The following is a 24,573-nucleotide window of genomic DNA, read 5'->3' as shown; positions in this document are numbered from 1 at the left end:
CGGTGCATCAGCCCGTCGCCGTTGGGTGAGGGGTGGGCGTCGGTGGCGACGGGCATCGATGTACCGGCACGTCCCCTCACGCCGGATCCCGGCTGGGCAGCAGTCCCGGCCGGGCAGCAGTTTCAGCCCCTGCCGGGAAAATCCAGCCCCTCCGGCGTTTGAGGAGCGGGGTCTGGGGCGGAGCCCCAGGGGTGGGACGGGTAGGGGCGGAGGGGGCGAAAAAACCTGGGTCGGCCCCACCCCGTCGCAGCCCCGAAGGGAATCCGAACCCTCAGCCGATGTGAAGGCGGACGGTCCCGTCTCCGACGACCTCGACGCGCACCTCGGTCAGATCGCGTACGAGCACATCCGGCCCGTGGATCCCGGCCCGGGGACCGACACCCACGACCCGCATCCCGGCGGCCCGCCCCGCGGCGATCCCCGCCCCGGAGTCCTCGAAGACGACACAGTCCTCGGGCGCGATCCCCAGCTCGGCCGCCCCCTTCAGGAAGCCTTCGGGATCGGGCTTGCTGGCCCCGACGGACTCGGCGGTGACACGGACGTCGGGAAGTCCGAGCCCGGCCGCGGCCATCCGCCCGCTGGACAGCGCCACATCCGCCGAGGTGACGAGCGCGTGCGGCACTCCGGCCAGGGAGGCGAGGAACTCCGGCGCACCCGGGATCGCGACGACGCCCTCCATGTCGGCGGTCTCCTCGGCCAGCATCCGCGCGTTGTCCGCGTGGTTCTGCTCCATGGGCCGGTCCGGCAACAGCACCGCCATCGAGGCGTACCCCTGCCTGCCGTGAACGACCTTCATGACCTCGTCCCCGTCCAGCCCGTGCCGGTCGGCCCAGCCGCGCCAGCAGCGCTCGACGACGACGTCCGAGTTGACGAGGGTGCCGTCCATGTCGAGCAGGAGGGCGCGGGCGGTCAGAACTGTGGTGGCCGTGGTCATCGGCAGGCTCCAAAACGCAGACAGGGGGACAAAAGCACCCCCGGGAAACAAGGCGGCCCCGTCCGCCGGTCAGGGAGGTGCGAACGGGAACCACTTTGTTCCTACAACATACAAAACAACCCCGCCCAGCGCCACTCGCCCCACCAACCCGAGGGGGGTGGGGCTGGGCCAGGGGTTTTCGCCCCCCTACCCAACCCACACCTGGGACTCCACACCCCAGACCCCGCTCCTCAAACGCCAGAGGGGCTGGATTTTCCCGACAGGGGCTGAAACTGCCGCCTGGCCGGGACTGCTGCCCGGCCGGGGCTGAAACTTTGCCCGGCCAGGGCCGGAATGGTCACCACGACGCACCCGCAGCCGGGATCCGGCGTGAGGGGACGTGCCGGTACATCGATGCCCGTCGCCACCGACGCCCACCCCTCACCCGACGGCGACGGGCTGATGCACCGGCACGGCCCCGACCCACCCACCGGAGCCACACCGCACCGCACCCGCGAACGCCGGCGCAAGCGAACCGGCACCGAACCCCCGACCCCGGCACAGCCAACGCCCACCGACAGACGCCAGGGGCGAGCGAATTCAGCCCGCCACAGCCTCGTACAGGCTCCAGACCCCGAGCCCCGTCATCAACACAGCCGCCACCTTGGTGATCAACGACAACGGCACCCGCTTCATCAGCGCCTTGCCGCCCACGATCCCCAGCCCCGCGACGGCCCACAGCCCCAGCACCGCGCCGAGCCCCACCGACAGCGGGTCGTCGTACCGCGCGGCGAGGTTCGCCGTCATGATCTGCGTGAGGTCGCCGAACTCGGCGACGAGGATGAGCATGAAGCCCGCCCCGGACACCTTCCAGAAGCTCTGGTTCGCCGGCTTGCGGACCTCGTCCTCGTCCCCGTCCTTCTTCATCAGCAGCACCGCGGCACCGCCGAGGAAGAGCACACCGGTGACGGCGTGCACGATCTGCTGCGGCAGCAGCGTCAGCACACTGCCCGCCGCGACGGCGAGCACCACATGGACGGCGAACGCGGCGGCGACACCGACGAAGACGTACGAGGCGCGGTAGCGCGTGCCGAGGACGAGGCCGGCGAGCGCGGTCTTGTCCGGCAGCTCGGCAAGGAAGACGACACCGAAAACGAGCGCCATCACGCTGAAGCTGATCAAAATCCCTCAATCGGTCGGGCCGCCCCGCCGAGAGTGTTGCGATTACGCGTGCTGTGACTGCGCGACACCTCGGCACGGCAGCACACAGCAACGCCCGCACCGGGAGGCACGGGCACAAGCACCCACGCCGGAAAGGCCCGGCAGGGCAAGTGCACTGCTTGCCGAAGGTCTCGCTGGCCGGCCTCGCGATCGAGACCTGCCTCCGGGCGCCGGCTCAGACGAGCTGAGCAGTATGTCGACGGTCCGGCGAAGAGCTACTCCCCTTCTGCGCCGTCCATAGTACGCGACCCGCGCGGCGGCCCCACAGGGCCGAAAGTCCCCGGACCCGGACGCCCTCACACCGGAGAAAGTTCTGTCATGAACCTTGTTATGTCATGTACGCGTCATTATTTTCTAACCGCGCACTTACCTCACGGCAACACGACGCCGCGAGCATTCGTTCGCCCGCACTCCAACACCCCCACACCACAAGGGAGTTCGCATGCCAAAGATCTACGCGCGTCGACGGCTGAGCATACTCGCAGGCATCACGGGTCTGATAGCCATGGCCGGTGTTTTCACCGGCCCGACCGCCTCCGCCGCCCTCCCCACCCCGGTCAGCGCGGCCACCGCCCGCACCTACCTCGCCTCCCTCACCGTCGCGACGGAGAACCGCACCGGCTACAACCGCGACCTCTTCCCCCACTGGATCACCATCTCCGGCGCCTGCAACACCCGTGAGACGGTCCTGAAGCGCGACGGCAGCGGCGTCGTCACCGACTCCGCCTGCGCCTCCACCAGCGGCAGCTGGTACTCGGTCTACGACGGCGCCACCTGGACCGCCGCCTCCGACCTCGACATCGACCACCTGGTGCCGCTCGCCGAGGCCTGGGACTCCGGCGCCTCGGCCTGGACCACCGCCCAGCGCCAGGCCTTCGCCAACGACCTCACCCGTCCCCAGCTCATCGCCGTCACCGACAACGTCAACCAGTCCAAGGGCGACCAGGACCCGGCCACGTGGATGCCCTCGCGCACCGCGTACGCCTGCACCTACGTCCGCGCCTGGGTCCAGGTGAAGTACTACTACAACCTGAAGGTCGACTCCGCCGAGAAGACCAAGCTGAGCTCGGTCCTGGCCGGCTGCTGACCGCACCCCCGACCCGCACCCTCGGCACAGACCGGCGGCCGCAGGCCGCCAGGGTTCCGGTCACCGTCCCCCCACGGTGTTCCCACGGTCTCCGGAACCTCCCCACAGGCCTCCGTCGTTCCGTACCGTACGGGGCGACGGAGGAGGGGATCACCATGGCCGAGCTGCGTCTGGGACCGCTGCTGAGGTATGTGGACGGCTCGTCGGCGACCTTCTGGGTCGAGGCGAGCCGCCCGTGCACCGCCGAGGTGCGCTGCGCGGACGGCGCCCGCGGACAGACCCGCACCTTCCAGGTGGCGGGCCATCACTACGCGCTCGTGCCGGTGAGCGGACTGACACCGGGCACGGCCACCCCGTACGAGATCCTGCTGGACGGCACGCCCGTGTGGCCGCTGCCCGACTCGCGCTTTCCCCCCTCGGTCGTCCGCACCCCCGAGGGCGACGACGCCGTCGTCCGTGTCACCTTCGGTTCCTGCCGCTGGGCCTCGCCGCCCGCGGACGAGAAGGACCCCGTGGGACCCGATGCCCTGGACACCCTCGCCGCCCGGATCGCCTCGGCTCCGGACGCCGAACGCCCGGACGTGCTCCTGCTGCTGGGCGACCAGGTGTACGCGGACGAGGTCTCCAGGGCGACCCGCGCGTGGATCGCGGCACGAAGGGGTCTGGCGGACCCCCCGGGCCATCAGGTCGCGGACTACGAGGAGTACACCCGCCTCTACTACGAATCCTGGCTCGACCCCGAGATCCGCTGGCTGCTGTCGACCGTGCCGAGCTGCATGATCTTCGACGACCACGACGTCATCGACGACTGGAACACCAGCGAGGCCTGGCTCGCGGAGATCCGGGCGACCCCGTGGTGGCGCGAGCGGGTGCTCAGCGGTCTGATGTCGTACTGGGTCCACCAGCACCTCGGCAACCTCTCCCCCGCCGAGCTCTCCGCGGACCTCCTGTACGCGGCCGTACGCGAGACCCCCGACGGCACGGACGTGCTGCGCGCCTTCGCCGCCCAGGCCGACGCCGACCCGGCCTCGGTCCGCTGGAGCTACCGCCGCGACTTCGGCCGGACCCGTGTCCTGATGCTCGACACCCGCGCCGCCCGCGTCCTGGACGAGAAGCACCGCGCGATGCTCGATCCCGGGGAGGCGGCCTGGCTGCGCGAGCAGGCCCTGGAGGCGCCGGACTCCCGGGACCATCTGCTGATCGGCACGTCGCTGCCCTGGCTGCTGCCCCCGCTGATCCATCACGTGGAGACGTGGGACGCCGCCCTGTGCCGGGGCGAGCGGGGCGGGCGCTGGGCGCGGTTCGGCGAGCGGCTGCGGCGCGCGGCGGACCTGGAGCACTGGGCGGCGTTCCCGGAATCGTTCGGGGAGTTGGCGGAGCTGATCGCCGAGGCCGGCTCGGGCGAGCGGGCACCGGCGACCGTGTGCGTGCTCTCGGGAGACGTGCATCATGCCTACGTCGCCGATCCGGTCTGGGCGGATCCCGCCGAGCAGCCCTCCGCCCGGGTGCTCCAGCTGACCTGCTCCCCCGTCCACAACTCCATCCCGCTCTCCGTCCGGCTCGGCTTCCGCTTCGGCTGGAGCCGACCGGCCCGGCTGCTCGGCACCCTCCTTGCCCGGCACGGCCGTTGCGGACACTCGCCGGTCGACTGGCGCAAAACCGGCGGCCCTTGGTTCGGCAATCAGCTCATGACCCTTACCCTGCGCGGCCGTTCGGCCTCCCTGCGCCTCGAACAGGCGCGGCCCGTGCGAGGCGGCGGCACCGGGAGTACGGGCCGAGCGGCCCGGCTGACGACGGTGGCGGAGTCCCGGATCACCCCGGAATAGGTCCATTCCTCGTGGTTGCCGGCGTCGTACGGAATACCGGAGCGTGTGGAGGCGTGAACGTGATGTCACCGACACATGCGTCCCCGGAAGATCTTCCGACCCATCCGCGGCGTACGCTGTCTGGCTGTCACAGGCTGCCACGCCACTCCCTCGCGAGTAGCGGTGCGGCCGGGCTTACGGGGGAGTCGGGGGAAGAGTCCGGTGCTGGAGAGTGTGGGGTCGCTGACAAGCAGCCCATGGATCTACGCGGTGATCGCCGTGTCCATCGTTCTTGACGTCTTTCTGCCTGTCCTGCCCAGTGGCGTCCTGGTCATCACGGCGGCGACGGCCGCCGCGGGCTCCGCCACGGCGACCGGCGACGTCCCCCACGCCGTGCCCGACATCCTGGTGCTCACTCTCTGCGCGGCCACGGCCTCGGTCCTCGGCGACCTGGTGGCGTACCGCCTCGCCTGGCGTGGCGGCGACCGTCTGGATCGCGCCATCGCCCGGTCCCGCCGCCTGACCCGGGCGCAGGAACGTCTCGGCGAGGTCCTGACGCGCGGCGGCGGTGTCCTCGTGGTCGTCGCCCGGTTCGCGCCGGCCGGCCGCTCGGTCGTCTCGCTCGGCGCGGGCGCCGCGCACCGCCGGGTCCGCGACTTCCTGCCCTGGTCGGTCCTCGCCGGCCTGGCGTGGGCCGGTTACAGCGTGGCCCTCGGCTACTTCGGCGGCCAGTGGCTGGGCGCCACCTGGCTCACGGCGGCCATCTCGGTGGGGGCCCTGTTCATCGCGGGTGCGGGCGCCGCCTACGTCGTACGCCGTCCCGCGGTACGGGAGCAGGAAGCGGGCGCCTGAGCCCCGCCCCAGGGGCGCACGGCGGCACAGGACACGCGGACACACCGGCGTACGGGCACACAGGCGTACGGGCACCCTCACGCAAGGGCGCGCGGGCACCCCGGCCGTACGCCGGGCGGGCCGTCCCGCCGGTCATCCGGCGCGCTGGGCCGCCGCCCCACGCACCTCCAGGTGGTCCAGCAGCTCGGCCGTGGCCGCCGCGACCGCCTCGACGGCGCGGTCGAAGACCTCACGGTTGTGGGCGGCCGGGGCACGGAACCCGGAGACCTTGCGGACGTACTGGAGGGCGGCGGCGCGGATCTCCTCCTCGGTCGCTTCCTCGGGGATCACGGGCGGGCGAAGTGTCTTGATGCTGCGGCACATGGGTCCAGTCTCGCGCGTCCGGCGCCGTCCTGGTCACCGCTCGCGAAAGGCGGCCCGCCGCGGCCGGGAACACCGCCGCCGGATCCGTGGACCGAGCAGAACACGACCTCAGCGGAGATCACTTACGTCGGCGGTCCCACCGCCGTCCTCCTCGCGATCGGCGGCCTGCGGCTTCCGACCGATCCGGCATTCGACGCCCCCGGCGAGTACCCCGTCGGCGCGCGGAAGCCGGTGAAGACCGCAGGCCCCGCCCGGCGCACCCGGACGGCGGAGCCCCGCGCGTGACGGCCGTTCCAGCCCGGTACGGACCCGGCTGCGACTGCTGGAGCCCAGGACCTCGGTACGGCTGCCGTAGAGCCGGGGAGCCGGGCGCGGTCCAGTTCGCCGCAATACCCTTGCGAATGCTTGGAGTTCGGCAAGCTTCTCCGAGGATTGACTCGGATCACCGTGAGTTGTGATCATCTCCGGGACCCGTTCGGGTCCCGTGGAGAGGAGCGAGGATCTATGGCGAACGAAGCGCTGACGGTGGCGGTGCTGGGCCCGGGAGGGGTCGGCGGGCTGCTCGCGGCACTCCTGTCCCGTGCCGGTCACCGGGTCATCTGCCTAGCCGGTGGCGAGACCGTGCGGAAGCTGGCCGCGGACGGCATCGAGGCGCGCAGCGGCCACTTCGGCGACTTCACGGCGCGGGTGGAGGCGGACACCGAACTGCGCGAGCCGGCCGACGTGTGCTTGATCGCCGTCAAGGCGACGGCCCTGGACGCCGCGCTGGAGCGCCTCCCGGCGAAGGCCCTGGGCGAGGAGGGCCTGATCGTCCCGCTCCTGAACGGTGTCGAGCATCCGGCGCTGCTGCGCGAGCGCTACCGCTCCGAGCAGGTGGCCCCCGCGGTGATCCGCGTGGAGTCGACGCGGGTCGCTCCGGGAGTGGTCGAGCACGGCAGTCCGTTCGCCGAGCTCGATCTGACCGCCGACATCGCGCCCCGAGCGCGGGTCGAGGCACTCGCCGGGGCGCTGGAGTGGGCCGGACTGCGGGCCCGGGTCCAGGACGGGGAGTCGGCGACGCTCTGGGCGAAGATGTCGTTCCTCGCGCCGTTCGCGCTGCTGACGACGCGGTACGGGGTGCCGGTGGGCGACGTGCGCACGCTGCACCGCGAGGAGTTGGCCGCTCTCGTCGAGGAGACGGCCGCGGTGGGCCGTGCGTGCGGAGCCGCCACCGATCCGGCGACCGCCCTCGCCCGCTACGACGCCTTCCCGGCGGCCACCAAGTCCTCCATGCAGCGCGACGCCGAGGCGGGCCGGGCACTCGAACTCGACGCGATCGGCGGCGCGTTGCTGCGAGCGGCGGAGCGGACCGGGGTGCCGGTACCGGTGGCGGGCGAACTGGTCCGGCACCTGACGCCGATCGCCGGCACGGGCAACTGACGGCCGCACGGCGGCGCTACGGCGGCCGTGCGGCAGCGCTGCGGCGAGGCCGAGAGCGAGGGCGCCGTGCAGGGATGGCGGGGGCGGCGCCCGACGGCGTCCGGGTGGCGTGGGACCGGTGCCGGGGTGAGTCCCCCGCCGCCGTCCCGGCGCCCGAGCAGTGCCGGGCCACCGTGTCGGCGAAGGCGTGCGCCGCGGGTGACAGGGCGTCCCAGCGGCGGACGGCCCAGCCGACCGCGAGGGGCGGCAGGTCCGGTACGGGGAGGAAGCGGAGGCGGGGGTGGCCGGGTCCGGGCAGGCCGGGCAGGGCGGGGACGACGGCGTGGCCCAGCCCGAGTTCGGCGAGCAGGATCGCGGTGTCCCAGTCCGCGACACTGGTGTCGGAGGTACCCGTCGGTATCCCCAACTCCCGGTAGGCCGCGTCGAGATGGGCGCGAGAGGTGGACCGTTCGGGCAGTCCCACGATCCGCAGTCCGGCCAGCTCCCGCGCCTCGATCCGTTCCCGCGCGGCGAGTTCGTGGTCGGCGTGCACGGCGAGCACCCAGGGGAGTTCGGCGACGGCCCGCTGCTCGACCCCGCGTACGGGAGGGCCGAGGGTGACCCAGGCGAGGTCGAGCCCGTGGTCGGCGAGCGCGTCGAAGCAGCTCCGGCTGGAGTTCTCGGTCTGGAACTCCAGGCTGACCTTGGGGTACCGCCCCCGGAACTCGACCACGGCCTCGGCCATGAAGTGCCGCACGGTGGTGCCGCCGGTGGCGATCCGCACCGTACCGCCGCCCCCGCGCGCCAGTTCGCCGAGCCCGCGCAGCGCGAGGTCGAGCCCGGCGATGCCGTCGGCGGCGGCCCGTTCGAGGAGCCGCCCGGCGCGGGTGGGCACCACGCCCCGGGCCTGCCGCTCGACGAGCCCCAGCCCGACCTCGCGTTCCAGCCGGCGTACGTGCTGGCTCACCGCCGACTGCGTGCAGCCCAGTTCCCGGGCCACCGCGCTCAGGCTCCCGGCCCGGCAGACGGCGACGAACACACGAAGATCATCCAGGGTCACGGCCCCAAGGTACCCGCGGACCGGTGGAGTTGGCCGGTCAGGCTCGGGTCTTGTCGAGCAGCTCGACGATCTCCTCGGTCGTGCCGGTCTCGCCGAGGCGCGGGAAGATCCGCTCGACGCTGTTGCGGTGCGTCTCGGGGTCGAGGTCGGACATGGCGTCGGTGGCGAGGGTGACGTGGTAGCCGTGTTCGTGGGCGGCGCGCGCCGAGGACTCCACGCCGATGCTGGTGGCGATGCCGGCCAGCACAATCTGGGTGATCCCGCGGCGGCGGAGCTGGAGGTCGAGGTCGGTGCCGTAGAAGGCGCCCCAGTTCCGCTTGGTCACGGTGATGTCCTCGGGGTGCCCGGCCAGGTCGTCGACGATGACGTCCCAGCCCTCGGGGAAGGAGCGGCCGCGGCTCTGGCCGTCGATCCGGCCGGGAACGGCGTCCGCGCCGTCGGCGGCGGCGGTGACCCGGACGAGGACGACCGGGAGGCCGTGGCCGCGGAAGGCGTCCGCGAGCCGGACGGAGCGCTCCACGACGTCGGCGGCGGCGTGCGGGGCGAGGCCCGGGTTGCCGACGATGCCGTGCTGAAGGTCGATGAGGACGAGCGCGGTGCGGGGATCGAGCGTGGTGACTGCCATGGTCAGGCCTTTCGGGGGATGAGATCGCGAAGGGATCGGTCGATGAGGGTCACCGCCAGGAGCAGCGCTGCTCCGGCGAGCATGAAAAGGGCCAGATGGTGCAGGCCGCCGGTGTCGGCGCCGTGCGTGAAGAAGGCGGCGTCGGCGGCGGAGGCGGCCAACGCGCCCAGGTAGGTGAAGGTGCGCAGCAGTCCGGCCGCGGAGCCCGTCCGGGCGGGGTCGGCCTGCCGGTACAGGGCATTCTGATTGGCCAGGCCATTGAGACCCTGCAGAACGCCCATCAGGGCGCCGACGCCGGCCAGCAGCCAGATCGCGCTGGTGGAGTTCGTCGTCAGCAGCACCAGGCAGCCCGCGATCTGGACGAGGCTGCCGGCCACGAGCTTGCCGCGGACGGCTTCCCGCCGTCCGGTGACGCCGGAGACGACGAGTCCGCCCAACGACAGCGGCAGCAGGACCAGCCCGGCACCGGCCGCGTGCAGCCCGCGCCCCTCCTCCGTCCACTGCGTGAACCCGTAGAGGAAGGCGTACGCGGTGGTGTAGCCGAGGAACTGGCGCAGGAAGGTGGCGAGCATCGGTCCGTTGCCGCCGAGCACCCGCAGGTCGATGAACGGGGCCGGAACGCGGAGTTCCCGCCGGGCGAAGGCGGCCCCGGCGACGAGCGCGAGCACCGGCAGGTACCAGTCGGCGGCCCGCGGTCTCATCAGGAACAGCATCGAAGAGACGAGCAGTGCGGTGAACAGGGCCATGCCGACGAGGTCGACACCGCGCGAGGCGGACGCGGGTGACTCCGTCGGCGTCGGTTTCGCGGCTTTCGGCAGCCGCAGGGCTCCGAGGACCAGACAGGCCAGGGACAGGGGCACGTTGACGAGGAAGAGGGTGCGCCAGCCGCCCACGCCGATGAGCAGGCCGCCCAGCGTCGGCCCGACCACGGCGACGGTCTGCGCGGAGACGGCGAGCGCGGTCAGCACGCCGGCCGGGCTGCTCTGCCCGGTGCGTTCCGCCTCGCTCCGGGTCAGGTGCATCGCGGCGGGATACGCGGCCGAGGTGCCGAGTCCGAGCAGCACCCGGGCGGCGACCAGCGCGCCGAGATTCGGGGAGAGGGCGCCGAGGAGTCCGGCGACGCCCACCATGGCCGTACCGGCGAGGTAGAGGTGGCGGGGCCCGTACAGGTCGACGAGACGTCCGATGACGGGCTGCCCCACCGCGGTGGCGAGATACAGCCCGGAGACCAGCCACGCCGTCTCCGCCGGGGACGCTCCGAGCGCCCTGCCGATCGGCACCAGCGCCACGGCGATCATCGAGGAGTTGACGGGGTTCAGTACGGACCCGAGGACCATCGGGGCGATCAGCCGGCGGTCGAAGCGGTCGGGCGGGCGGTGACGTGCGGGGGTGATCCGGTGCTGGAGCCAGTCGCGGAGGGTGGTCATCACGACCGGGTGAGCCGTTCCAGCAGCGCCATGGCCTCGATGACGGTCTGTCGCTCGTCCTCCGTGCAGCGCTCCTCGAAGGCTCGGGCGAGCCACTCCGAACGGGCCTGCCGGGTGCCTTCGACGCGCTCGCGCCCGGCGTCCGTGAGCGTCACCAGCTGACGCCGGCCGTCCCCGGGGTCGGGGTTGCGCTGGATGAGTCCGAACTGGTCGAGGGCCGCGAGCGTGGCGGCCATCGACTGCGGGCGCACCCCTTCGGCCGCCGCCAGCGCGCTGGCCGTGGCGGCCCCGCTCTTGCTCACCAGGGTGAGCGCGGAGATCTGGGAGGGCGTGAGGTCCTGCGCCTCGGACACCTCGCGGATCCGCCGCCTGAGCAGGCTGAACGCGACCCGCAGGTCCTGTGCGGCCCGCGCCGCGGAATCCGAGACGCCCGCTTCGTTCGGCCCCTTGCCGCTCACATCCATACCGCCACGCTAGATCGGCCAGCCCAAACTGTCCAGTTCAAACTGTGCAGTCCAGCCTGTTCAATCCACCACCCTCGCCGCGGCCGAGATCCGCGATCCACCACCCTTGCCGCGGGCGAGATTCCCACTCTTACTGGAACACGCGTTCGGAACACCCGTTCGCGTGAAGTCCCGGAAGGAACTCGCACCTCAAAATCGAACAGGCGTAGCATTGCCGCGTGGCTGCGACCTATGACTTTCCAAGTGACCTCCTCGCCGGTCAGGAGGAGCTGCACCAGGTCCGGGCCGAGCTGCTGGCCCTGCTGAAACGACTCCCCTGGTCGGTGGAGCCGCTGGACGGCTTCAGTGACACCGGTGGCTGGCGCAAGGTGGAGCGCCCCGCTTCCCCCGGCTGGACCGACGACGAACAGGCCGAGGTGGAAAAGCTCCGGCAGCGAGAGCGCGAGCTCACCGTGTTCGTGTCCGGCCACCGCTTCTGGTCGGAGGTCGCCCCTCCGGACAAGGTGGACGCCCGGATGCGGCTGAAGCACACCCGCGACACGCCGCCCTGAGGCGGCGCGGGCCGGTTCGCTGTGGGCCCGCGTCCTCTACGAGAGCGCGCCGACGAGCCAGCTGGCCACGCCGCCGTGATGCGAGCACGTACCTCGCCGGTGCGCGGAATAGCCGTACGAACCGTCGCCGCACAGGGCGGTGGCGCCGACGGGCGCCTGCGGCGAGCCGCCCGAGGACGAGGCCGATGACGAGGACGCGCTGGAGTCGCTCTCGGCCGCGTCGGAGCCGCCCGCCGACGAACTGGAGCCGCTGCCGGAGGAGTTGCCGCTGCCCCCGGCACCGGTGACGGAGGACGAGCTGCCGTCGCCCCCGGGTTCGTGGGAGCCGGGTCGGCGATTCTGGGTCTGGTGGCGTTGGCCCGCTGAAAGCGCGCCGTGCGAGCCGCTTCCCGTCGGCACGCCGGTCACGGTGTTCGGCGTGTGCGCTCCTGAACCTCGCCTGGCGCAGTCGGGGCAACGGTGGTTGGGCTCGCCGGGCGTGCGCTCGGTGCCGGCCGACGGCTCGCGACGGACGACCAGGGCCACGACTCCCAGCCTCATGTTCTCGCGGAAACCGGAGAGTTGGCGGAGCGAGCACGCGAAGGCCGGACCCGGGCTCACGGTCTCCGTCACACCGGCAGCACTCTCCCCGCCCCCGGGGGCGCCGCCACCCGCGAGCTGACGCACCGCGGGCAGTCGTCAACGCCGGTCATTCTCGCGTGGCCGTCCCGCACCCCGCGTCGCCGGCCTCCCGCATGCGCGCTTCCATCGACTTGCTCCGGTTGTAGGGGTCGACCTCAGGGCCGTCTCCTGGACTCGAAGTCGCGCGCTCCGCCTCGAACTTGGGGGTGAGGTAGCCGGTGAAGGTGTCGCAGCCGCCGTTGGTGCTGTCCACCTTGTAGGAGACGAAGGAGAACGTACCCGGCTCGATGACGACCTTCGCCGGGTCGTCCCAGCTCATCACGACCTCGCGGCGCACGATCGTGCGCACGACTTCGTCGCTTCCCGCCGCGGCGCGTACGACCGGATACACGTACGTGACATCGGTGGTCACCTCGACCGCACCGCGCTTTCCTTCCCGGTAGGTGATCCGCCCCCGCGTCTTGACCACGTCCCCGACAAGCCGGACCTTCGACTTCTCGAACCGGCTGAACAGCAGCAGAGGATCGTTCTCACGGCTCGGCGAACGGAACGCGGTCGCCAGGTAGTCCTGGACATCCTGCTGATGAGGGTTGATCAACGCGATCGCCTTCTTCGGCATCTCCCCGCGCAGCACACCAGGATCCAGACTGGACGCGTCGAGGAAGTCCCGGGTCTTTTCGAGTGCTTGTGCGACCTGCCCCTTGCTCATCCAGCCGGTCGCCTGCGCCTCGGGCAGACCGATCCCATCCGTCCCGTCACCCCACCGCACCGCGGGCGATCCCTTGAACGGCTCGTCCAAGGTCGCTTGCCGCACTGCCGCATCCGTCGGTGGCGGCTGATCCGGGCGTTCCGATTCCACGGCGAGCGGCGTACTCTCGCCACTCCCGCCTCCGAACCATCCCGTCACCCGCCCGGGATCCAGGGCCACGGCCAGCAAGGCGACCGCAGCCAGCAGGCCGACGGCGTACCAGCCCTTGCCTCTTTGCCGCCGGGCCGGTCGATGACTCCGCCACGGCTCCGGCCGGTCGGTCTCCTGCAGGCGCCGCGCCACCATACGGGCTCGCGCCGACGGCTCCTCGGGCGCGCCCTTGGTCCCCGCTTCGGCTTCGCGAAGGAAGCGCTCCCACTCTTCGTCCGGTATGGACTCCCCACCCTTGCCCACGACGGGCCCCACCCTTCTCGCGCACCCGACCCTCCCCCGGACCGGAATGTTCAGCGCATCATCACACAGCTCGACTTGAGCCCGTGATCGCCACCGGCACTGCGGTAAAGGGTGCGAGCGAGCTCGGCAGCGGTACCGCAGCCTCGTCCTCACTGGCCAGCGTTTTCGCGCTGGCCGCGGTCCTGGCTGCAGCGCTCTAGGAGTTTCGGCAGTGCGACTGGTGGCATCACCGCAGCTGACCCGCCATTTGATGGCCGCTTGTGTCTCTGCTCCGAAGGGATGACACAAGCGGCCCGCCCTACCGCAACCCGCCACTCACCCCAGCTCCCATCCCGCACACGCCACACTCGGCCGGCACCCACGAACGGCGCCCCCGCCATCTCGGAGCCTGAGCACCCCCGCCGGAGGCATGTTCTGAGGTGTGGATTCGGTTGCCGAGTCGCTGATCTGTGAAACGCCACGTAATTCCCCACCAGCGGCGTCGACTTCCCCGCCCGCACGTTCGAACGCCACGTCTCAGGTTTCGGGGACCCGTTCCGCGGGAGGGGCATGCGACTGTAGTGGGGCCCCCTGGTGCCGGCCCCGGAGTCCCGGCTCGGACACCGGGGAGCAAGTAACCGGGCGGTAGTTTTCAGGGCTTGGTGACCGTGGTCTTCTTGGGCTGGCGGGGCACGGTATTGGTTGTGACTTGGATCGTGCAGTGACGTCAGTCTTGTGGTGCTTTCCGACATCCGGTCGCGACGGGTTTCACAAGCATGGCCCCAGAGCCCAGGAAGACCGCAGCGAGCAAGCCTTGCGCGATCCACCGTGCGATGTGGTCATGGAGTTGGTGTCAGCCGGCCGGGTCGTCGGAGATGGCCTGCTTGAAATCGGGGCATTCGACCAGGGGGGAACGGGTGCAGACGGCGGCGTGGCGGAGGCTGTCGCGCATACGGGTGAGCCGGTCGATCTCAGTGTCCAACTGCTCGGCCTTGGCCGCCAAGTGGACGCGCAGTTCGGTGTCGTCGGGGGTTGCGGTCACGAACCGGGCGATCTCGGCGAGGGTGAAACCCGAGGCACGGGCACACGCGACCAGGGACAGGCGGGCCAGCACCTCGGAGCGGAAGGTGCGGCGCAGTCCGTTGCGGCCCTCGGAGGCGATGAGGCCCCGCCGTTCGTAGTAACGCAGCGCCGACGGCGCCAGTCCGGACCGTTCGGCCACCTCGGCGATATCGAGCAGGGTCATGAAGCCCCTCCTTGACTTGAACTTCGCTTCAAGTCGGAGCATAAACCCATGACTGACACGACAGCACCGCCCGGCTCCCCGCACCCCCAGGTCCAGGCCTACCTGGACCGCCTGGCCGCCGCGAACGTCGGCGAGCTGCACACCTTCACCCCTGAGCAGGCGCGACAGGGCTGGCGTCGGCAGATCGCCCTCCTGGGCGAGCCGGAACCCATTGCGGCGGTCGAGGACCGACGGATCGTCACCAAGGCCGGTCCGATCCCGGTGCGTATCTACACTCCCAGCGGCACCGGCCCCTTCCCTGTGCTGGTGTACTTCCACGGCGGCGGTTTCGTCGTGGGCGACCTGGACACCCATGACGGCCTGTGCCGCAGCCTGGCCAACGGCGCGACCTGCGTCGTGGTCTCGGTGGAATACCCGCTGGCTCCCGAGCACAAGTTCCCCGCCGCACCAGAGGCCTGCCTCGCCGCCACGGTCTGGGTCGCCGAGCACGCGGGCGACGTGGGAGGAGACCCCGCACGGATCGCGGTTGGCGGCGACAGCGCGGGCGGGAACCTGGCGGCTGTCGTCGCACGGCTCGCACGCGACCTCGGCGGACCGGCACTGGTATTCCAACTGCTGATCTATCCGGACGTCGACTTCCGCAGGGCCAACCACAGCATCCAGGCCTTCGCAGGGAAATTCGGCAACGTCAGCCGCGCCGCCCAGCACTGGTTCATGGACAACTACCTCACCAACAAACAGGACAAGCTGGACCCCCGCGTCTCCCCGCTGCTGGCGTCCGACCTGACCGGTCTACCGCCGGCGCTGATCGTCACCGCCGAGTTCGACGCGCTGCGCGACGAGGGCGAGGAGTACGGGCGGCGCCTGGAGAAGGCGGGCGTCCCGGTGACGGTGTCCCGGTATCCGGGGATGATCCACGAGTTCGTCCGCCACCCGTTCGACGACAGCGGAAAAGCCCGGCGTGAGGCGGCCCTCGCGCTAGCGACGGTGTTCACGCGGTGACGGCAGACGGTGCCATATGCGGATCACCAGCCGCGGGAGAACCCGGCCTCGTTCGAACGTGCGGGCGGGGAAGTTGACGCCGCTGGTGGGGAATTACGTGACCGTCGACACTGATCGGGCCACCAGGTCTTGGCCCGCGGCATCGGACAGGCCTCAGCCGTGGCGCACCTGCTTTTTGAGCACAAAGCGTCTTGCCGTCCGAACGTGCGCGGACCCTGCCGCCTGGCCATGCGATGGCGCCTGACCCGGTGAGGCTTGGCCGGCGGAACGGGTGCGGCATCAGGTTCGGCCCGGCGCGATCCGCTCTACCCGGCCTTCGTGCTCTCCATCGCGCTCGGTCTCCGTCGCGGGGAGGTCATCGGACTCCGCCGGCAGGACGTCGACCTCGACAAGCGCGAGCTCAAGGTCCGGAAGCAGCGGCAGCGGGTCGCCGGGAACGCGGGCCTACGGGTCATCCGGCTGCACGACGCCCGGCACGGCTGCGCGACCCTGCTCACCGCGGCCGGCGTGGCGCCCCGCGTCGTGATGGAGATCCTCGGACACAGCCAGATCGCCGTCACGATGAACATCTACGCGCACGTCGCCCAGGACACGCAGCGGGAGGCCGTCAGTCACATGGACCGGCTGCTCACGCGACGGCTACAGCACGAGTAACGACGGCACTGATGTCAGACCGGGATGCCAAAGGCCCCCAGCCATGATCGGCTGGGGGCCTTTGTCCTGGTGGGCGCGGACGGTTTCGAACCGCCGACATCCGCCTTGTAAGGGCGGCGCTCTACCGCTGAGCTACGCGCCCAGGACGATTCGACAGCCTACATGGCCCGGGGGGATGCCCCGCAAACCCGTATCGGGCGAGCGGGTGGCGGGGGCGACGAAGGCTCGGGATGACGGGGCCCGCCAGGCCGGTCCGTGGCGGGGGCGGCGGGGGCTCGGGGCCCGTGGTCCGGGGGTTATCCCCACCCTTCATTCGGGAGCGTCCCGGATCGTCCGGGGCTCCGTGGGTGCCTACCGTCGAAGAGGCTTCGCCGACCGGCTCCGGTCGAGGTGCCCAGGTGTCCGGTATCCCGTATCCGGCATCCGGGCGCGCCGTCACGAAGTTCCGACCGACCGTCCCAGGGGGAGATCGTCATGGCCCGCACGCGCACCCGCGGCACCAGCAGGAACCGTACCCACAGCGCCACCCGCGCCACCGCCCTCACCGCTCTCGCGCTCGCGCTCGTCGCCGGTGTCAGCGCGTGCGGGGCGTCCGCGGAGGACGACAAGGAGCCCGAGACGCGGTCCTTCGGGCTGCACGGGCGGACCCTGACCGTCGACTCGGACGACTCCGCGCTCGATCTGGTGGTGTCGGACTCCGCCGATGCCGGTGAGGTCCGGGTGACCCGGTGGTTCCAGGGGCACGTCACCCTCGGCGGGGGCCCGGAGGTCACCTGGGTCATGGAGGGCGGGGACCGGCTGGTACTGCGGATGAAGTGCTCGGGCGTCGTCGCCGACTGCTCGGCCCGGCACCGGATCGTGGTGCCGCGCGGGGTGGCGGTCAAGGTCGAGGACGGGGACGGGTCGGTGAGCGCGCGGGGCTTCGAGGCAGCGCTGAGCATTCGCACGGCGGACGGTTCGGTGCGGGTCAGCGACTCCTCGGGAGCGCTGGATCTGCGCAGCGGCGACGGTTCCGTCCGGGCCGTCGGCGTGAACGCCCGCAGCGTGCGGGCCCGTACCGACGACGGCTCGGTACAGCTCGAACTCGGCACCGTGCCGGACCTGGTGGACTCCCGCAGCGGCGACGGCTCCGTCTCGATCGTGCTGCCCCGGGCCGCCTACCGGGTGACGGCCGGGAGCGGTGACGGCTCGGTCCACGTGGACGTGCCTCGCGACGGTTCCAGCTCCCACCGGGTCTCCGCGCACACCGACGACGGAAAGATCACGGTACGGACAGCGAACTGACCGGCCCGTGTGTTCGTCTTCAACCGGTGGGAGAATGACAGCCGGGCAAGGCGGATGACAGCACGGGAGAGGGATGTGACGGCGACACCTTCGCGGCCGTATTCGCCGTTCGCGGGACCCGCGCGGCCTGCACACCCACACCCGCACTCGCCCGGCTTCCTGCGGGGCCTCCCGCCGGGTCGGCAGGTCCGGCCGGCACGGTCGGGGCGCCCCCCTCGTACGTACGTCGCCGTCCGCGACGTTCTCACGCTCGTCGCCCTGCCCCTGCTGGCCGCCCTCGCGCTGCCCGCGGCCTTCGCGGGAGGCGGCACCCGGCGCTGGTTCGGCGGGCGGTCCGAGAGCCATCGGGCCGAGGCGCAGGCCGCCAAGGACGCCGCGGCGGCGGCGTTCTACGAACTCGACACCGCCCAGCGCGACCTGCGGATCTCGATCGAGACCATCACGGCCGTGGACGACTCGCCGGCCGCCCGCCGCGTGGTCTCCGACTTCGCGGCGCTGGGACAGCGGATCGACGAGGCCAGCCAGAAGTACATCACCGCCGTCGACGCCCACGATCTCGACCGGGACGAACTGGAGGCGTCGGTCGCGGAGCGGGCCCGCGCCGAACTCGTCGCCGCGAAGGACGAACTCGGCCGCGTGAAGGCCGATCTGGACCGGTTCGAGCAGGGCCTCGGGCCGCTGCTCGGCAAGGCCGAGACCCAGCTCGCCCGGCTGGCCCCGGCCGTCGAGCGTGCCCGCCAGGCACTGATCGCCGCGTCCAACGCCCTCGATTCCGTACGGCAGTCCGGGCTGAAGGCCGACGATCTCGCCGCCCGGCTCGCCGCTCTCGGCCCCGAGCTGACCAAGCTCAACCAGGGCGCCGGGCAGCACGGCGTGCCGGAGACGCTGGAGCGGGCCGAACGGGTGTCGCGCGAGGCCGCGGCGGCGCGCTCGGAGGCGGAGCGGCTGCCGGAGCGGGCCGCGGAGATCGACCACCGGCTCGTTTCGCTGCGGACCCGGGCGCAGGCGCTGACGACCCGCTCGGGGCAGGTGGAGCCGGTGCTGAGCGAGTTGCGGCGGCGGTTCTCGGCGGCGTGCTGGCAGGACCTCCAGCATGTGCCGGAGCAGGCCGCGGAGAACGTGCGGCAGGCCGAGGCGAAGCTGAACGAGGCGCGGGCCGCGCGGGAGGCGCAGCGCTGGCCGGACGCGACCTCGCTGCTGGCGACCGTGCGCGCGCTGCTGAACAGCACGGACGAGGCGGTGTCCGCGGCCGGTGACCGGCTGCGGCGGCTGAACGCCGTGCAGAAGGACCCCCAGCAGGAGATCGACCGCACCCGGTTCGCGATCCGGGACGCGCAGCGGCTGGCCATGGCGGGCCGCTCGACGCCCGACCCCCGGCAGGCACGACCGCTCGACGAATCCGTCAGCCGGCTCGACCGGGCCGTGGCCACGCTGGAGAGCCGGCACCCCGACTACTGGCATTTCCTGACCGAGACGGAGGCCGTGCGGCAGACGGTGGCCCGCGTGGTCGCGCAGATCCGCGAGGAGCGCGGCGGCGCCTGAGACGCCCCGCGCCACCGGAAACCCCGGGAGAGCCGGAAACCCGGAGGAAGCTGGAAACCCGGAGCGCCGGGAACCCCCGGCGCCTGGAAGCCCCCGAGGATCAGAACCCGAGGGGGCGGAAGCCTCGAGGGCGCAGGAAGCCCTGAAGGGGCTCGGAGGGCCCTGGGCCGCCCTCCGAGCCCTCGAGGGGCCCTCGAGCCCTCGCGGGCCCCTCGGAGCCTCGGGCCCTCACGGTTCTCTCGGAGCCCCCTCAGGAGTGCTCTCCGGAGTCCTCCCGCACGGCCCCTGCCACCGGCCGGTCATCTGCCGATCACCGACCGATGGCGGGTACCGGCCGATCACAGGGACCGATCAGGGGCCGATCAGGGGCCGATCGGACTCCGGCCGGGTCCGATCAGGTGCGGTACCCGTAGTACGCCGCGTTCGGGTACGCCGCGAGGAGGCTCGACAGCGAGCGGCGGTAGGTGTCGGTGTCGTGGTAGGTCAGGTACGGCACCCCGCCGGCGCTCCGGTACGACGTGATCATGGAGTGGTCCTTGGACCCGTCCTTGTCGAAGTCCATCTGCATCACGTCACCGATGTCCATCTGGTAGACGTTCGCCAGGGGCGCGGAGCGCCGGGCGGTCTGGGTGAACCAGGACCACTCGTTGACGCCGACCCAGGTGTCGGTCTGGGTGGACGAGGTGTAGTTCCAGGTGCCGTACTCCTCGTCGGAGCCGGCGACCGTCGCCCAGCCGCCCGCCTTCAGGGCCTGGCTGACGTAGTTGGTGCAGTCGCCGCCGACGGAGTTGAAGCTGCGGTAGGCGGGGTTGTAGTTCTTCCAGTACTTCTCGGCGTACGTCGCCATGCCCGCGTAGTCGTACGGGCCGCCGGTGAGCGTCTTGGGGTTGGCGGGCGCGGGGTACGTGGTCGCTGCCCGGGGGGCGTCGACAACGGCCATCGTGGTCCTGCGCGGTGCCGTCGTGACGGGCTCGTTGACCTGCCGGGGGCCCTTGTCCGTCGAGCGCTCGCCCGTCAGCCTCCAGGTGCCGTCCGGCTGGGCGGCGAAGGTCAGGACGTGGTGGGCGCGGAAGCCCGTGGTGGCGGGTTCGTCGCCGCGGATCTTCCGGTAGGTGAGGGTGGTGGTCTCGGTGACCCAGGCGGTGGCCAGCCGGCCCGTCACCCGGGTCCGGTCCACGGCGACCTCGGTGTCGGCGGCGCTGTAGGCCTCGCCGAGGGCGGCGAGGCGGGACCGCGTGCCGCGCAGCGAGGAGAGAGCGGTGTTCTCGGTGCGGGCGAGGGCGCCGGACACCCGTATGCCCGCGGTGGTCGCCTTGAGGGCCGTACGGGCCGTCGGGGCCCGGTCCAGCAGGGCGGCGGTGCGGTCGGTGAAGACGGCGTCGGCCACGCGGCCGAAGGCATCGGCCGTCGACGCGGTCACCCGGGGTGCGGGGGCCGCCGCGTGGGCGGCGGACAGGGGCAGCAGGAGGGCGGAGAGAGTGATCGCCCCCACGACGGAACAACTGCGGCTTAAGTTCTTCGGTGTCACTGGTGATTCTCCTTGATCCCCGGTCGGACTCCAGGGAAGGGAATCTTTACATGTCCTACTCAACTGTGCGGAATCCGGGGGGAGTTCGCGCCGAGTACAACCAAGTCCCATATGTCGCAGGTAAGTTGATCTCAATGCGCTGCCGCAGGGTCATCGACCCGGCAGCGGGCCCTACTTCACCACGGTCGACCAGTCCGGCGACTGAGCGGGGTCCAGGCCGCGCAGGCGTTCCAGGGTCTCGGGCTTCTGCACGTCGAGCCAGTCGGACAGCTCTTGGAAGGACACGCACTTGACGCCCTTCTTCGTGCACACACCCTTGATGACCTGATCGATGGCCCTCATGTAGATGCCGCCGTTCCAGTCCTCGAAGTGGTTGCCGATGAACAGCGGTGCCCGGCTGCCGTAGTACACGCGGTTGAAGCCGGCCATGTAGGAGTTGACGGTCTCCTGCTCCCACTGCGGGTACTGGGCCGGGTCCCCCTCGGTCTCACCGTCGGACTGGTTGTAGAGGAAGTTGAAGTCCATGGACAGGCCTTGGTACTTGCCGTTCTCGTAGGGGAGCATCTGGAGCGGGAAGTCCCACACGCCCTCCTTCTTCTTGGGCCAGATCTGGAAGTCGCCCGCGGAGCTGGCGTCGTAGCGCCAGTTGTACTTCTTGGCCGTGGCCTTCATGGCCTTGAGCAGGTTCTTCTGCCCTTCGAGGCAGGGCGCGCGCCCGCCGCTGATGGCCTTCGCCGGGTCGAAGGGGAGCGACGCCAGGTCGGTGTAGCCGGTGTTGGTCCTCCACTTCTCCACGAAGGAGAAGAACTGGTTGATCTCGCTCTCCCACTCCTCGACGCTCCAGTCCCCGCCGCCCTTGTCGCCGCAGAAGTGGCCGTTGAAGTGGGTGCCGATCTCGTTGCCGGCCTTCCACGTCTTGCCGAGCTCCTCCAGCGTGTCGCGTATGTGCTCGTCGGTGGCGTAGCTGATGGCCGCCGAACCGGGCGAGTGCATCGGCGGTTCGTAGAGCGCCTTCTTGTCCTTGGGCAGCAGGTAGATGCCGGTCAGGAAGAACGTCATGTGGGCGTTGTACTGCGCGGCCAGCTCCCGGTAGTGGGAGAAGAGTTCGTCGTCGCCCTGGAGGGCGCCGTCCCAGGAGAAGACGACGAACTGGGGCGGTTTCTCACCGGGCTTGAGCGGTACGGCCTTCAACTCGCCCTTCTGCGGGCCGGTGTAGGACGTGGAGCCGTCGCCCAGTACATGGGTCTTGCCGTCCCAGACCGGTCCCTTCTTCGCCTTGGTGGCCGGACCGTGCGCGCGGGCGGACGCGGCCGGGGTGGTGTGGTCGGTGTTCAGGGCCAGGTAGGTGGCGGCCATGGACGTGACGACGAGGAAGGCCGTCATGGCCGCGAAGCCCTGGCGTGCGGAGGCCGCGGCGGAAGCGGGATCGGACTCACGGCGTCGGCGCCGGCTGTGCTTCGAGTTCATACGGGGCACATTCTGCGAGGGGGACGGAAGGAGCGTGGCGCGGCCACCGGGTGGCCGTCGGCGGGGGCCGAGCCGGACGGTCGGCCGACGGGATCAGCGAAGCGGGCTCATCGCACCGGACCAGATGCCGTACGGCACGTCGGCGACGGGCGCGCCGGCGATCCCCTCGAGCGGGAGCGGTTCGAGGCTCTTGGTGAGGTCGATGCGGTACAGGACCACCGCCGTCGACACCGAATCGTTCGAGCCCGCGTACCAGGCGGCCTTGTCGTCCAGCGTGGCACCCCGCTTGCCGGCCACCTTCACCGAGAGGGGGGCCGCGCCCGGGTGGCCGATGCGGAAGGAGTCCGCGAGTGCCTCGGTGACCTGGCGGGCCACCTCGGCGCGCATCGCGCGGTGGGGTGCGGGCATGTCCAGCCGGACGCGGGAGCCGTTGCGGGTGATGCGGCGGACCGAGTACGGCTCGTAGTGCGTTCCGTCGGCGGCGAAGGTGGCGTAGGCGCTGGCCATGCGGATCGCGCTGGGGGTGGCGGCGCCGAGGGACATGCCCGGCACCTGCGGTCCGATGCTGGAGGGGAGCAGGCCCGACGCCTCGGCGGTCTCGCGCACCTTGTCCAGGCCGGCGTCCATGCCGAGCTGCATGAACGGGGTGTTCACGTTCTGGGCGAGCGCCGAACGCAGCGAGATCTGGCCGTAGTTCTTGTTGCCCTCGTTGTGGGCGGCGACCTTCTTGCCGCCGCGGTCCCAGTATGGGCCCTCGGGTGTGCTGACCGGGACGCCGTCGTTGCCGTCGTACAGCGTCTCGGGGGTGACCGGTGTGGCCGCGCCCTCGCGGGTCTTGTGGACGCCGTTCTCCAGGGCGGCCGCGTAGACGAAGGGCAGGAAGGCCGAGCCGGCGGGGACGGTGGTCGCGTTGGACTCGTTGTAGCCCTGCTTGCGGTGGTCGGGACCGCCGTAGACGGCGAGGATCCGGCCGTCGTCGGCGATCGAGGCGGCACCGTAGTGGGCGGCCTTCGCGTTGGCCGGGTCGTCCTTCTTCGCCTGCTTGCGGGCCTTGGCGACGGCGTCGGTGAGCGCGGTCTCGCGCTTGCGGTCGAAGGTCGTGTAGATCTGGTAGCCGCCGAGGTCGAAGTCCCGGTCGGAGATGTGCCCGGCCTTCTTGGCGTACTGGGTCGCCAGCTGGACCAGGTAGTCGCTCTGCTTTCCGGTGTCGTAGCTCCCGGTCTGTTTGATCGGCTCGGGGAACTTCGTGTACTTGGCCCGCTCGGCGGCCGAGAGCTTGCCGGTCTTGACCATGCGGTCGAGGATCCAGGACCAGCGTTCCTCGGCGCGTTCGTGGTTGGCCTTGCTCAGGGTCGGGTCGTAGAGGCCGGCGCCCTTGAGGAGCGAGGCGAGGAGGGCGCCCTCGCTGGCGTTGAGGCGGCTCACGTCCTTGCCGTAGTAGGCCTGCGAGGCGCGCTGGAGGCCGTAGGTGCCGCGTCCGAACCAGCTCGTGTTGAGATAGCCCTCGAGGATCTTGTCCTTGCTCATCTTGTTGTCGAGCTTGAGGGCGATCATGGCTTCGGTGAACTTGCGGGTCAACGAGCGGTTCTGGGTCAGGTAGACGTTCTTGACGTACTGCTGGGTGATGGTGGAGCCGCCCTGGGTGTCCCCTTGGCCGACCGTCTTCACCAGGGCGCGGACCAGACCCTTGCCGGAGATGCCGGGGTCGCTGTAGAAGCTCTCGTTCTCCGCCGCGAGGACCGCCGAGCGCACGTCCTCGGGTATGTCCTTCAGCGGCATGTCCTGGCGTCGCACCCAGCCGGTACGGGCCATCGGGCTGCCGTCCGACCAGAAGTAGACATTGTCCTGCTGGGTGGCATATGTGTTCAGGTTCTGGGGTATGTCCGTTGCCGCGTAGGCGATGACGAGCAGCGAACCGCTCAGGCCTATGGACAGCGCGAAGGCGCCGAGCCATTGCCGCCAGGAGGGCAGCCAGCGCCGCAGGCCGGCCCGGCCGGGACGCGGATAGGCGGGCTTGAGGCGCCGGGCGTACGGCGTGAGGCGTGCGGCCAGCCGGGCCGGCGCGGAGGGCTGCGAGGGCTTGCGACGGCTGCCGCGACCGCGCTGCGGTCCGGGTGCGTCAGCCATGGCGCACTCCCGTGCCTCGGCGGCCCAAAGACAGGGGATTCGAGGCATCGTTGCGATGCCTGGTCCTGGTCACGACTGCGTCTCCCTCCGCACTCCGGATCTGCGCGCGCGGGTAGTTGCAGCGGCCGCTTTCGCGGCTGCGAGCCCCCCTCCCCGACCTTGCGGCTCGTCGCGGCACTATTAAATTATCAGCGA

The 24,573-nt window shown here is 71.2% G+C and carries 21 protein-coding genes, 1 tRNA gene and 1 pseudogene; 9 read left to right on the top strand and 14 right to left on the bottom strand.

What is annotated here, in order from left to right:
* Positions 1-271 precede the first annotated feature (271 nt).
* Entirely contained in the window at positions 272-934 is a 663-nt protein-coding gene (locus ACFYW9_RS37655; protein ID WP_326788065.1) for an HAD-IA family hydrolase, read from the bottom strand.
* Between the two features lie 579 nt (positions 935-1,513).
* Positions 1,514-2,095: a TMEM165/GDT1 family protein gene (locus tag ACFYW9_RS37650; protein WP_389159580.1), complete on the bottom strand. Its 582-nt coding sequence runs from the start codon at positions 2,093-2,095 to the stop codon at positions 1,514-1,516.
* Positions 2,096-2,576: 481 nt separating this feature from the next.
* On the opposite strand from ACFYW9_RS37650, the gene ACFYW9_RS37645 reads away from it, so the two are divergent.
* From ACFYW9_RS37645 to ACFYW9_RS37635, 3 genes are all read left to right on the top strand, one after another.
* Positions 2,577-3,221 (top strand): HNH endonuclease family protein, encoded by a 645-nt coding sequence (locus ACFYW9_RS37645; RefSeq protein ID WP_389159579.1) that lies wholly within the window; start codon positions 2,577-2,579, stop codon positions 3,219-3,221.
* Between the two features lie 155 nt (positions 3,222-3,376).
* A complete protein-coding gene (locus ACFYW9_RS37640; RefSeq protein ID WP_389159578.1) occupies positions 3,377-5,047 on the top strand; it encodes an alkaline phosphatase D family protein in 1,671 nt (556 codons plus the stop codon).
* 201 nt (positions 5,048-5,248) lie between these two features.
* Complete coding sequence (locus ACFYW9_RS37635) at positions 5,249-5,878, top strand: VTT domain-containing protein (RefSeq protein WP_351871794.1); 630 nt, start codon at positions 5,249-5,251, stop codon at positions 5,876-5,878.
* Between the two features lie 132 nt (positions 5,879-6,010).
* Here the strand turns inward: ACFYW9_RS37635 and ACFYW9_RS37630 are convergent, their stop codons facing one another.
* Positions 6,011-6,241: a DUF2277 domain-containing protein gene (locus ACFYW9_RS37630; protein WP_389159577.1), complete on the bottom strand. Its 231-nt coding sequence runs from the start codon at positions 6,239-6,241 to the stop codon at positions 6,011-6,013.
* Between the two features lie 504 nt (positions 6,242-6,745).
* Here ACFYW9_RS37630 and ACFYW9_RS37625 point away from each other — a divergent pair.
* Positions 6,746-7,660: a ketopantoate reductase family protein gene (locus ACFYW9_RS37625; protein ID WP_389159576.1), complete on the top strand. Its 915-nt coding sequence runs from the start codon at positions 6,746-6,748 to the stop codon at positions 7,658-7,660.
* Positions 7,661-7,676: 16 nt separating this feature from the next.
* Here ACFYW9_RS37625 and ACFYW9_RS37620 read toward each other — a convergent pair whose 3' ends face one another.
* From ACFYW9_RS37620 to ACFYW9_RS37605, 4 genes are read right to left on the bottom strand one after another with little or no spacing between them, the layout of a single operon-like run.
* On the bottom strand, positions 7,677-8,699 hold the full coding sequence (locus ACFYW9_RS37620; protein ID WP_389159575.1) for a LysR family transcriptional regulator: 1,023 nt from the start codon (positions 8,697-8,699) through the stop codon (positions 7,677-7,679).
* Positions 8,700-8,736: 37 nt separating this feature from the next.
* On the bottom strand, positions 8,737-9,324 hold the full coding sequence (locus tag ACFYW9_RS37615; RefSeq protein ID WP_351871805.1) for a hydrolase: 588 nt from the start codon (positions 9,322-9,324) through the stop codon (positions 8,737-8,739).
* A 2-nt stretch (positions 9,325-9,326) separates the two neighbouring features.
* Entirely contained in the window at positions 9,327-10,751 is a 1,425-nt protein-coding gene (locus ACFYW9_RS37610; RefSeq protein WP_389159574.1) for an MFS transporter, read from the bottom strand.
* Positions 10,751-11,215: a MarR family transcriptional regulator gene (locus ACFYW9_RS37605; RefSeq protein ID WP_328668824.1), complete on the bottom strand. Its 465-nt coding sequence runs from the start codon at positions 11,213-11,215 to the stop codon at positions 10,751-10,753. The genes ACFYW9_RS37610 and ACFYW9_RS37605 overlap by 1 nt, the downstream gene beginning before the upstream one ends.
* A gap of 218 nt (positions 11,216-11,433) precedes the next feature.
* Here ACFYW9_RS37605 and ACFYW9_RS37600 point away from each other — a divergent pair, with 218 nt between their 5' ends.
* On the top strand, positions 11,434-11,766 hold the full coding sequence (locus ACFYW9_RS37600; RefSeq protein ID WP_351871811.1) for a hypothetical protein: 333 nt from the start codon (positions 11,434-11,436) through the stop codon (positions 11,764-11,766).
* 36 nt (positions 11,767-11,802) lie between these two features.
* Here ACFYW9_RS37600 and ACFYW9_RS37595 read toward each other — a convergent pair whose 3' ends face one another.
* The 3 genes from ACFYW9_RS37595 to ACFYW9_RS37585 form a co-directional block, all read right to left on the bottom strand.
* On the bottom strand, positions 11,803-12,378 hold the full coding sequence (locus ACFYW9_RS37595) for a DUF3761 domain-containing protein (protein ID WP_389159573.1): 576 nt from the start codon (positions 12,376-12,378) through the stop codon (positions 11,803-11,805).
* A gap of 76 nt (positions 12,379-12,454) precedes the next feature.
* Entirely contained in the window at positions 12,455-13,549 is a 1,095-nt protein-coding gene (locus ACFYW9_RS37590; protein ID WP_389159572.1) for a hypothetical protein, read from the bottom strand.
* A gap of 832 nt (positions 13,550-14,381) precedes the next feature.
* Entirely contained in the window at positions 14,382-14,774 is a 393-nt protein-coding gene (locus tag ACFYW9_RS37585; protein ID WP_389159571.1) for a MerR family transcriptional regulator, read from the bottom strand.
* Positions 14,775-14,822: 48 nt separating this feature from the next.
* On the opposite strand from ACFYW9_RS37585, the gene ACFYW9_RS37580 reads away from it, so the two are divergent.
* On the top strand, positions 14,823-15,776 hold the full coding sequence (locus ACFYW9_RS37580; RefSeq protein WP_389159570.1) for an alpha/beta hydrolase: 954 nt from the start codon (positions 14,823-14,825) through the stop codon (positions 15,774-15,776).
* Positions 15,777-16,061: 285 nt separating this feature from the next.
* Positions 16,062-16,430: pseudogene (locus ACFYW9_RS37575) on the top strand (site-specific integrase); the annotation flags it as partial.
* Between the two features lie 67 nt (positions 16,431-16,497).
* On the opposite strand, the gene ACFYW9_RS37570 reads toward ACFYW9_RS37575, so the two are convergent.
* Positions 16,498-16,572: transfer RNA gene (locus ACFYW9_RS37570), tRNA-Val, on the bottom strand.
* Between the two features lie 332 nt (positions 16,573-16,904).
* On the opposite strand from ACFYW9_RS37570, the gene ACFYW9_RS37565 reads away from it, so the two are divergent.
* Both ACFYW9_RS37565 and ACFYW9_RS37560 read left to right on the top strand, forming a co-directional pair.
* Positions 16,905-17,714: a DUF4097 family beta strand repeat-containing protein gene (locus ACFYW9_RS37565; RefSeq protein WP_389159569.1), complete on the top strand. Its 810-nt coding sequence runs from the start codon at positions 16,905-16,907 to the stop codon at positions 17,712-17,714.
* A gap of 75 nt (positions 17,715-17,789) precedes the next feature.
* Complete coding sequence (locus tag ACFYW9_RS37560; protein WP_389159568.1) at positions 17,790-19,256, top strand: hypothetical protein; 1,467 nt, start codon at positions 17,790-17,792, stop codon at positions 19,254-19,256.
* Positions 19,257-19,650: 394 nt separating this feature from the next.
* On the opposite strand, the gene ACFYW9_RS37555 is transcribed toward ACFYW9_RS37560, so the two are convergent.
* The 3 genes from ACFYW9_RS37555 to ACFYW9_RS37545 all read right to left on the bottom strand — a co-directional run bounded on the left by ACFYW9_RS37555 (position 19,651) and on the right by ACFYW9_RS37545 (position 24,378).
* Positions 19,651-20,784, bottom strand: coding sequence for an amidase domain-containing protein (locus ACFYW9_RS37555; RefSeq protein ID WP_389159567.1), 1,134 nt, complete (start codon positions 20,782-20,784; stop codon positions 19,651-19,653).
* A 171-nt stretch (positions 20,785-20,955) separates the two neighbouring features.
* Positions 20,956-22,251, bottom strand: a complete 1,296-nt coding sequence (locus ACFYW9_RS37550) for a hypothetical protein (protein ID WP_389159566.1) — start codon at positions 22,249-22,251, stop codon at positions 20,956-20,958.
* A gap of 93 nt (positions 22,252-22,344) precedes the next feature.
* Positions 22,345-24,378: a transglycosylase domain-containing protein gene (locus ACFYW9_RS37545; protein WP_389159565.1), complete on the bottom strand. Its 2,034-nt coding sequence runs from the start codon at positions 24,376-24,378 to the stop codon at positions 22,345-22,347.
* Between the last annotated feature and the right edge of the window lie 195 nt (positions 24,379-24,573).

It is taken from the genome of Streptomyces sp. NPDC002698 (assembly GCF_042888945.1).
GTDB lineage: Bacteria > Actinomycetota > Actinomycetes > Streptomycetales > Streptomycetaceae > Streptomyces.
Note: the sequence above shows the minus strand (reverse complement) of the source record. Positions and strands in the feature narration are given on the sequence as shown.

What these genes read in the sequence shown, in the direction of transcription:
- ACFYW9_RS37655 (WP_326788065.1), bottom strand. Translation starts at nt 934, where the DNA reads ATGACCACGGCCACCACAGTTCTGACCGCCCGCGCCCTCCTGCTCGAC.
- ACFYW9_RS37645 (WP_389159579.1), top strand. Translation starts at nt 2,577, where the DNA reads ATGCCAAAGATCTACGCGCGTCGACGGCTGAGCATACTCGCAGGCATC.
- ACFYW9_RS37640 (WP_389159578.1), top strand. Translation starts at nt 3,377, where the DNA reads ATGGCCGAGCTGCGTCTGGGACCGCTGCTGAGGTATGTGGACGGCTCG.
- ACFYW9_RS37630 (WP_389159577.1), bottom strand. Translation starts at nt 6,241, where the DNA reads ATGTGCCGCAGCATCAAGACACTTCGCCCGCCCGTGATCCCCGAGGAA.
- ACFYW9_RS37625 (WP_389159576.1), top strand. Translation starts at nt 6,746, where the DNA reads ATGGCGAACGAAGCGCTGACGGTGGCGGTGCTGGGCCCGGGAGGGGTC.
- ACFYW9_RS37615 (WP_351871805.1), bottom strand. Translation starts at nt 9,324, where the DNA reads ATGGCAGTCACCACGCTCGATCCCCGCACCGCGCTCGTCCTCATCGAC.
- ACFYW9_RS37610 (WP_389159574.1), bottom strand. Translation starts at nt 10,751, where the DNA reads ATGACCACCCTCCGCGACTGGCTCCAGCACCGGATCACCCCCGCACGT.
- ACFYW9_RS37605 (WP_328668824.1), bottom strand. Translation starts at nt 11,215, where the DNA reads ATGGATGTGAGCGGCAAGGGGCCGAACGAAGCGGGCGTCTCGGATTCC.
- ACFYW9_RS37585 (WP_389159571.1), bottom strand. Translation starts at nt 14,774, where the DNA reads ATGACCCTGCTCGATATCGCCGAGGTGGCCGAACGGTCCGGACTGGCG.
- ACFYW9_RS37580 (WP_389159570.1), top strand. Translation starts at nt 14,823, where the DNA reads ATGACTGACACGACAGCACCGCCCGGCTCCCCGCACCCCCAGGTCCAG.
- ACFYW9_RS37565 (WP_389159569.1), top strand. Translation starts at nt 16,905, where the DNA reads ATGGCCCGCACGCGCACCCGCGGCACCAGCAGGAACCGTACCCACAGC.
- ACFYW9_RS37550 (WP_389159566.1), bottom strand. Translation starts at nt 22,251, where the DNA reads ATGAACTCGAAGCACAGCCGGCGCCGACGCCGTGAGTCCGATCCCGCT.
- ACFYW9_RS37545 (WP_389159565.1), bottom strand. Translation starts at nt 24,378, where the DNA reads ATGGCTGACGCACCCGGACCGCAGCGCGGTCGCGGCAGCCGTCGCAAG.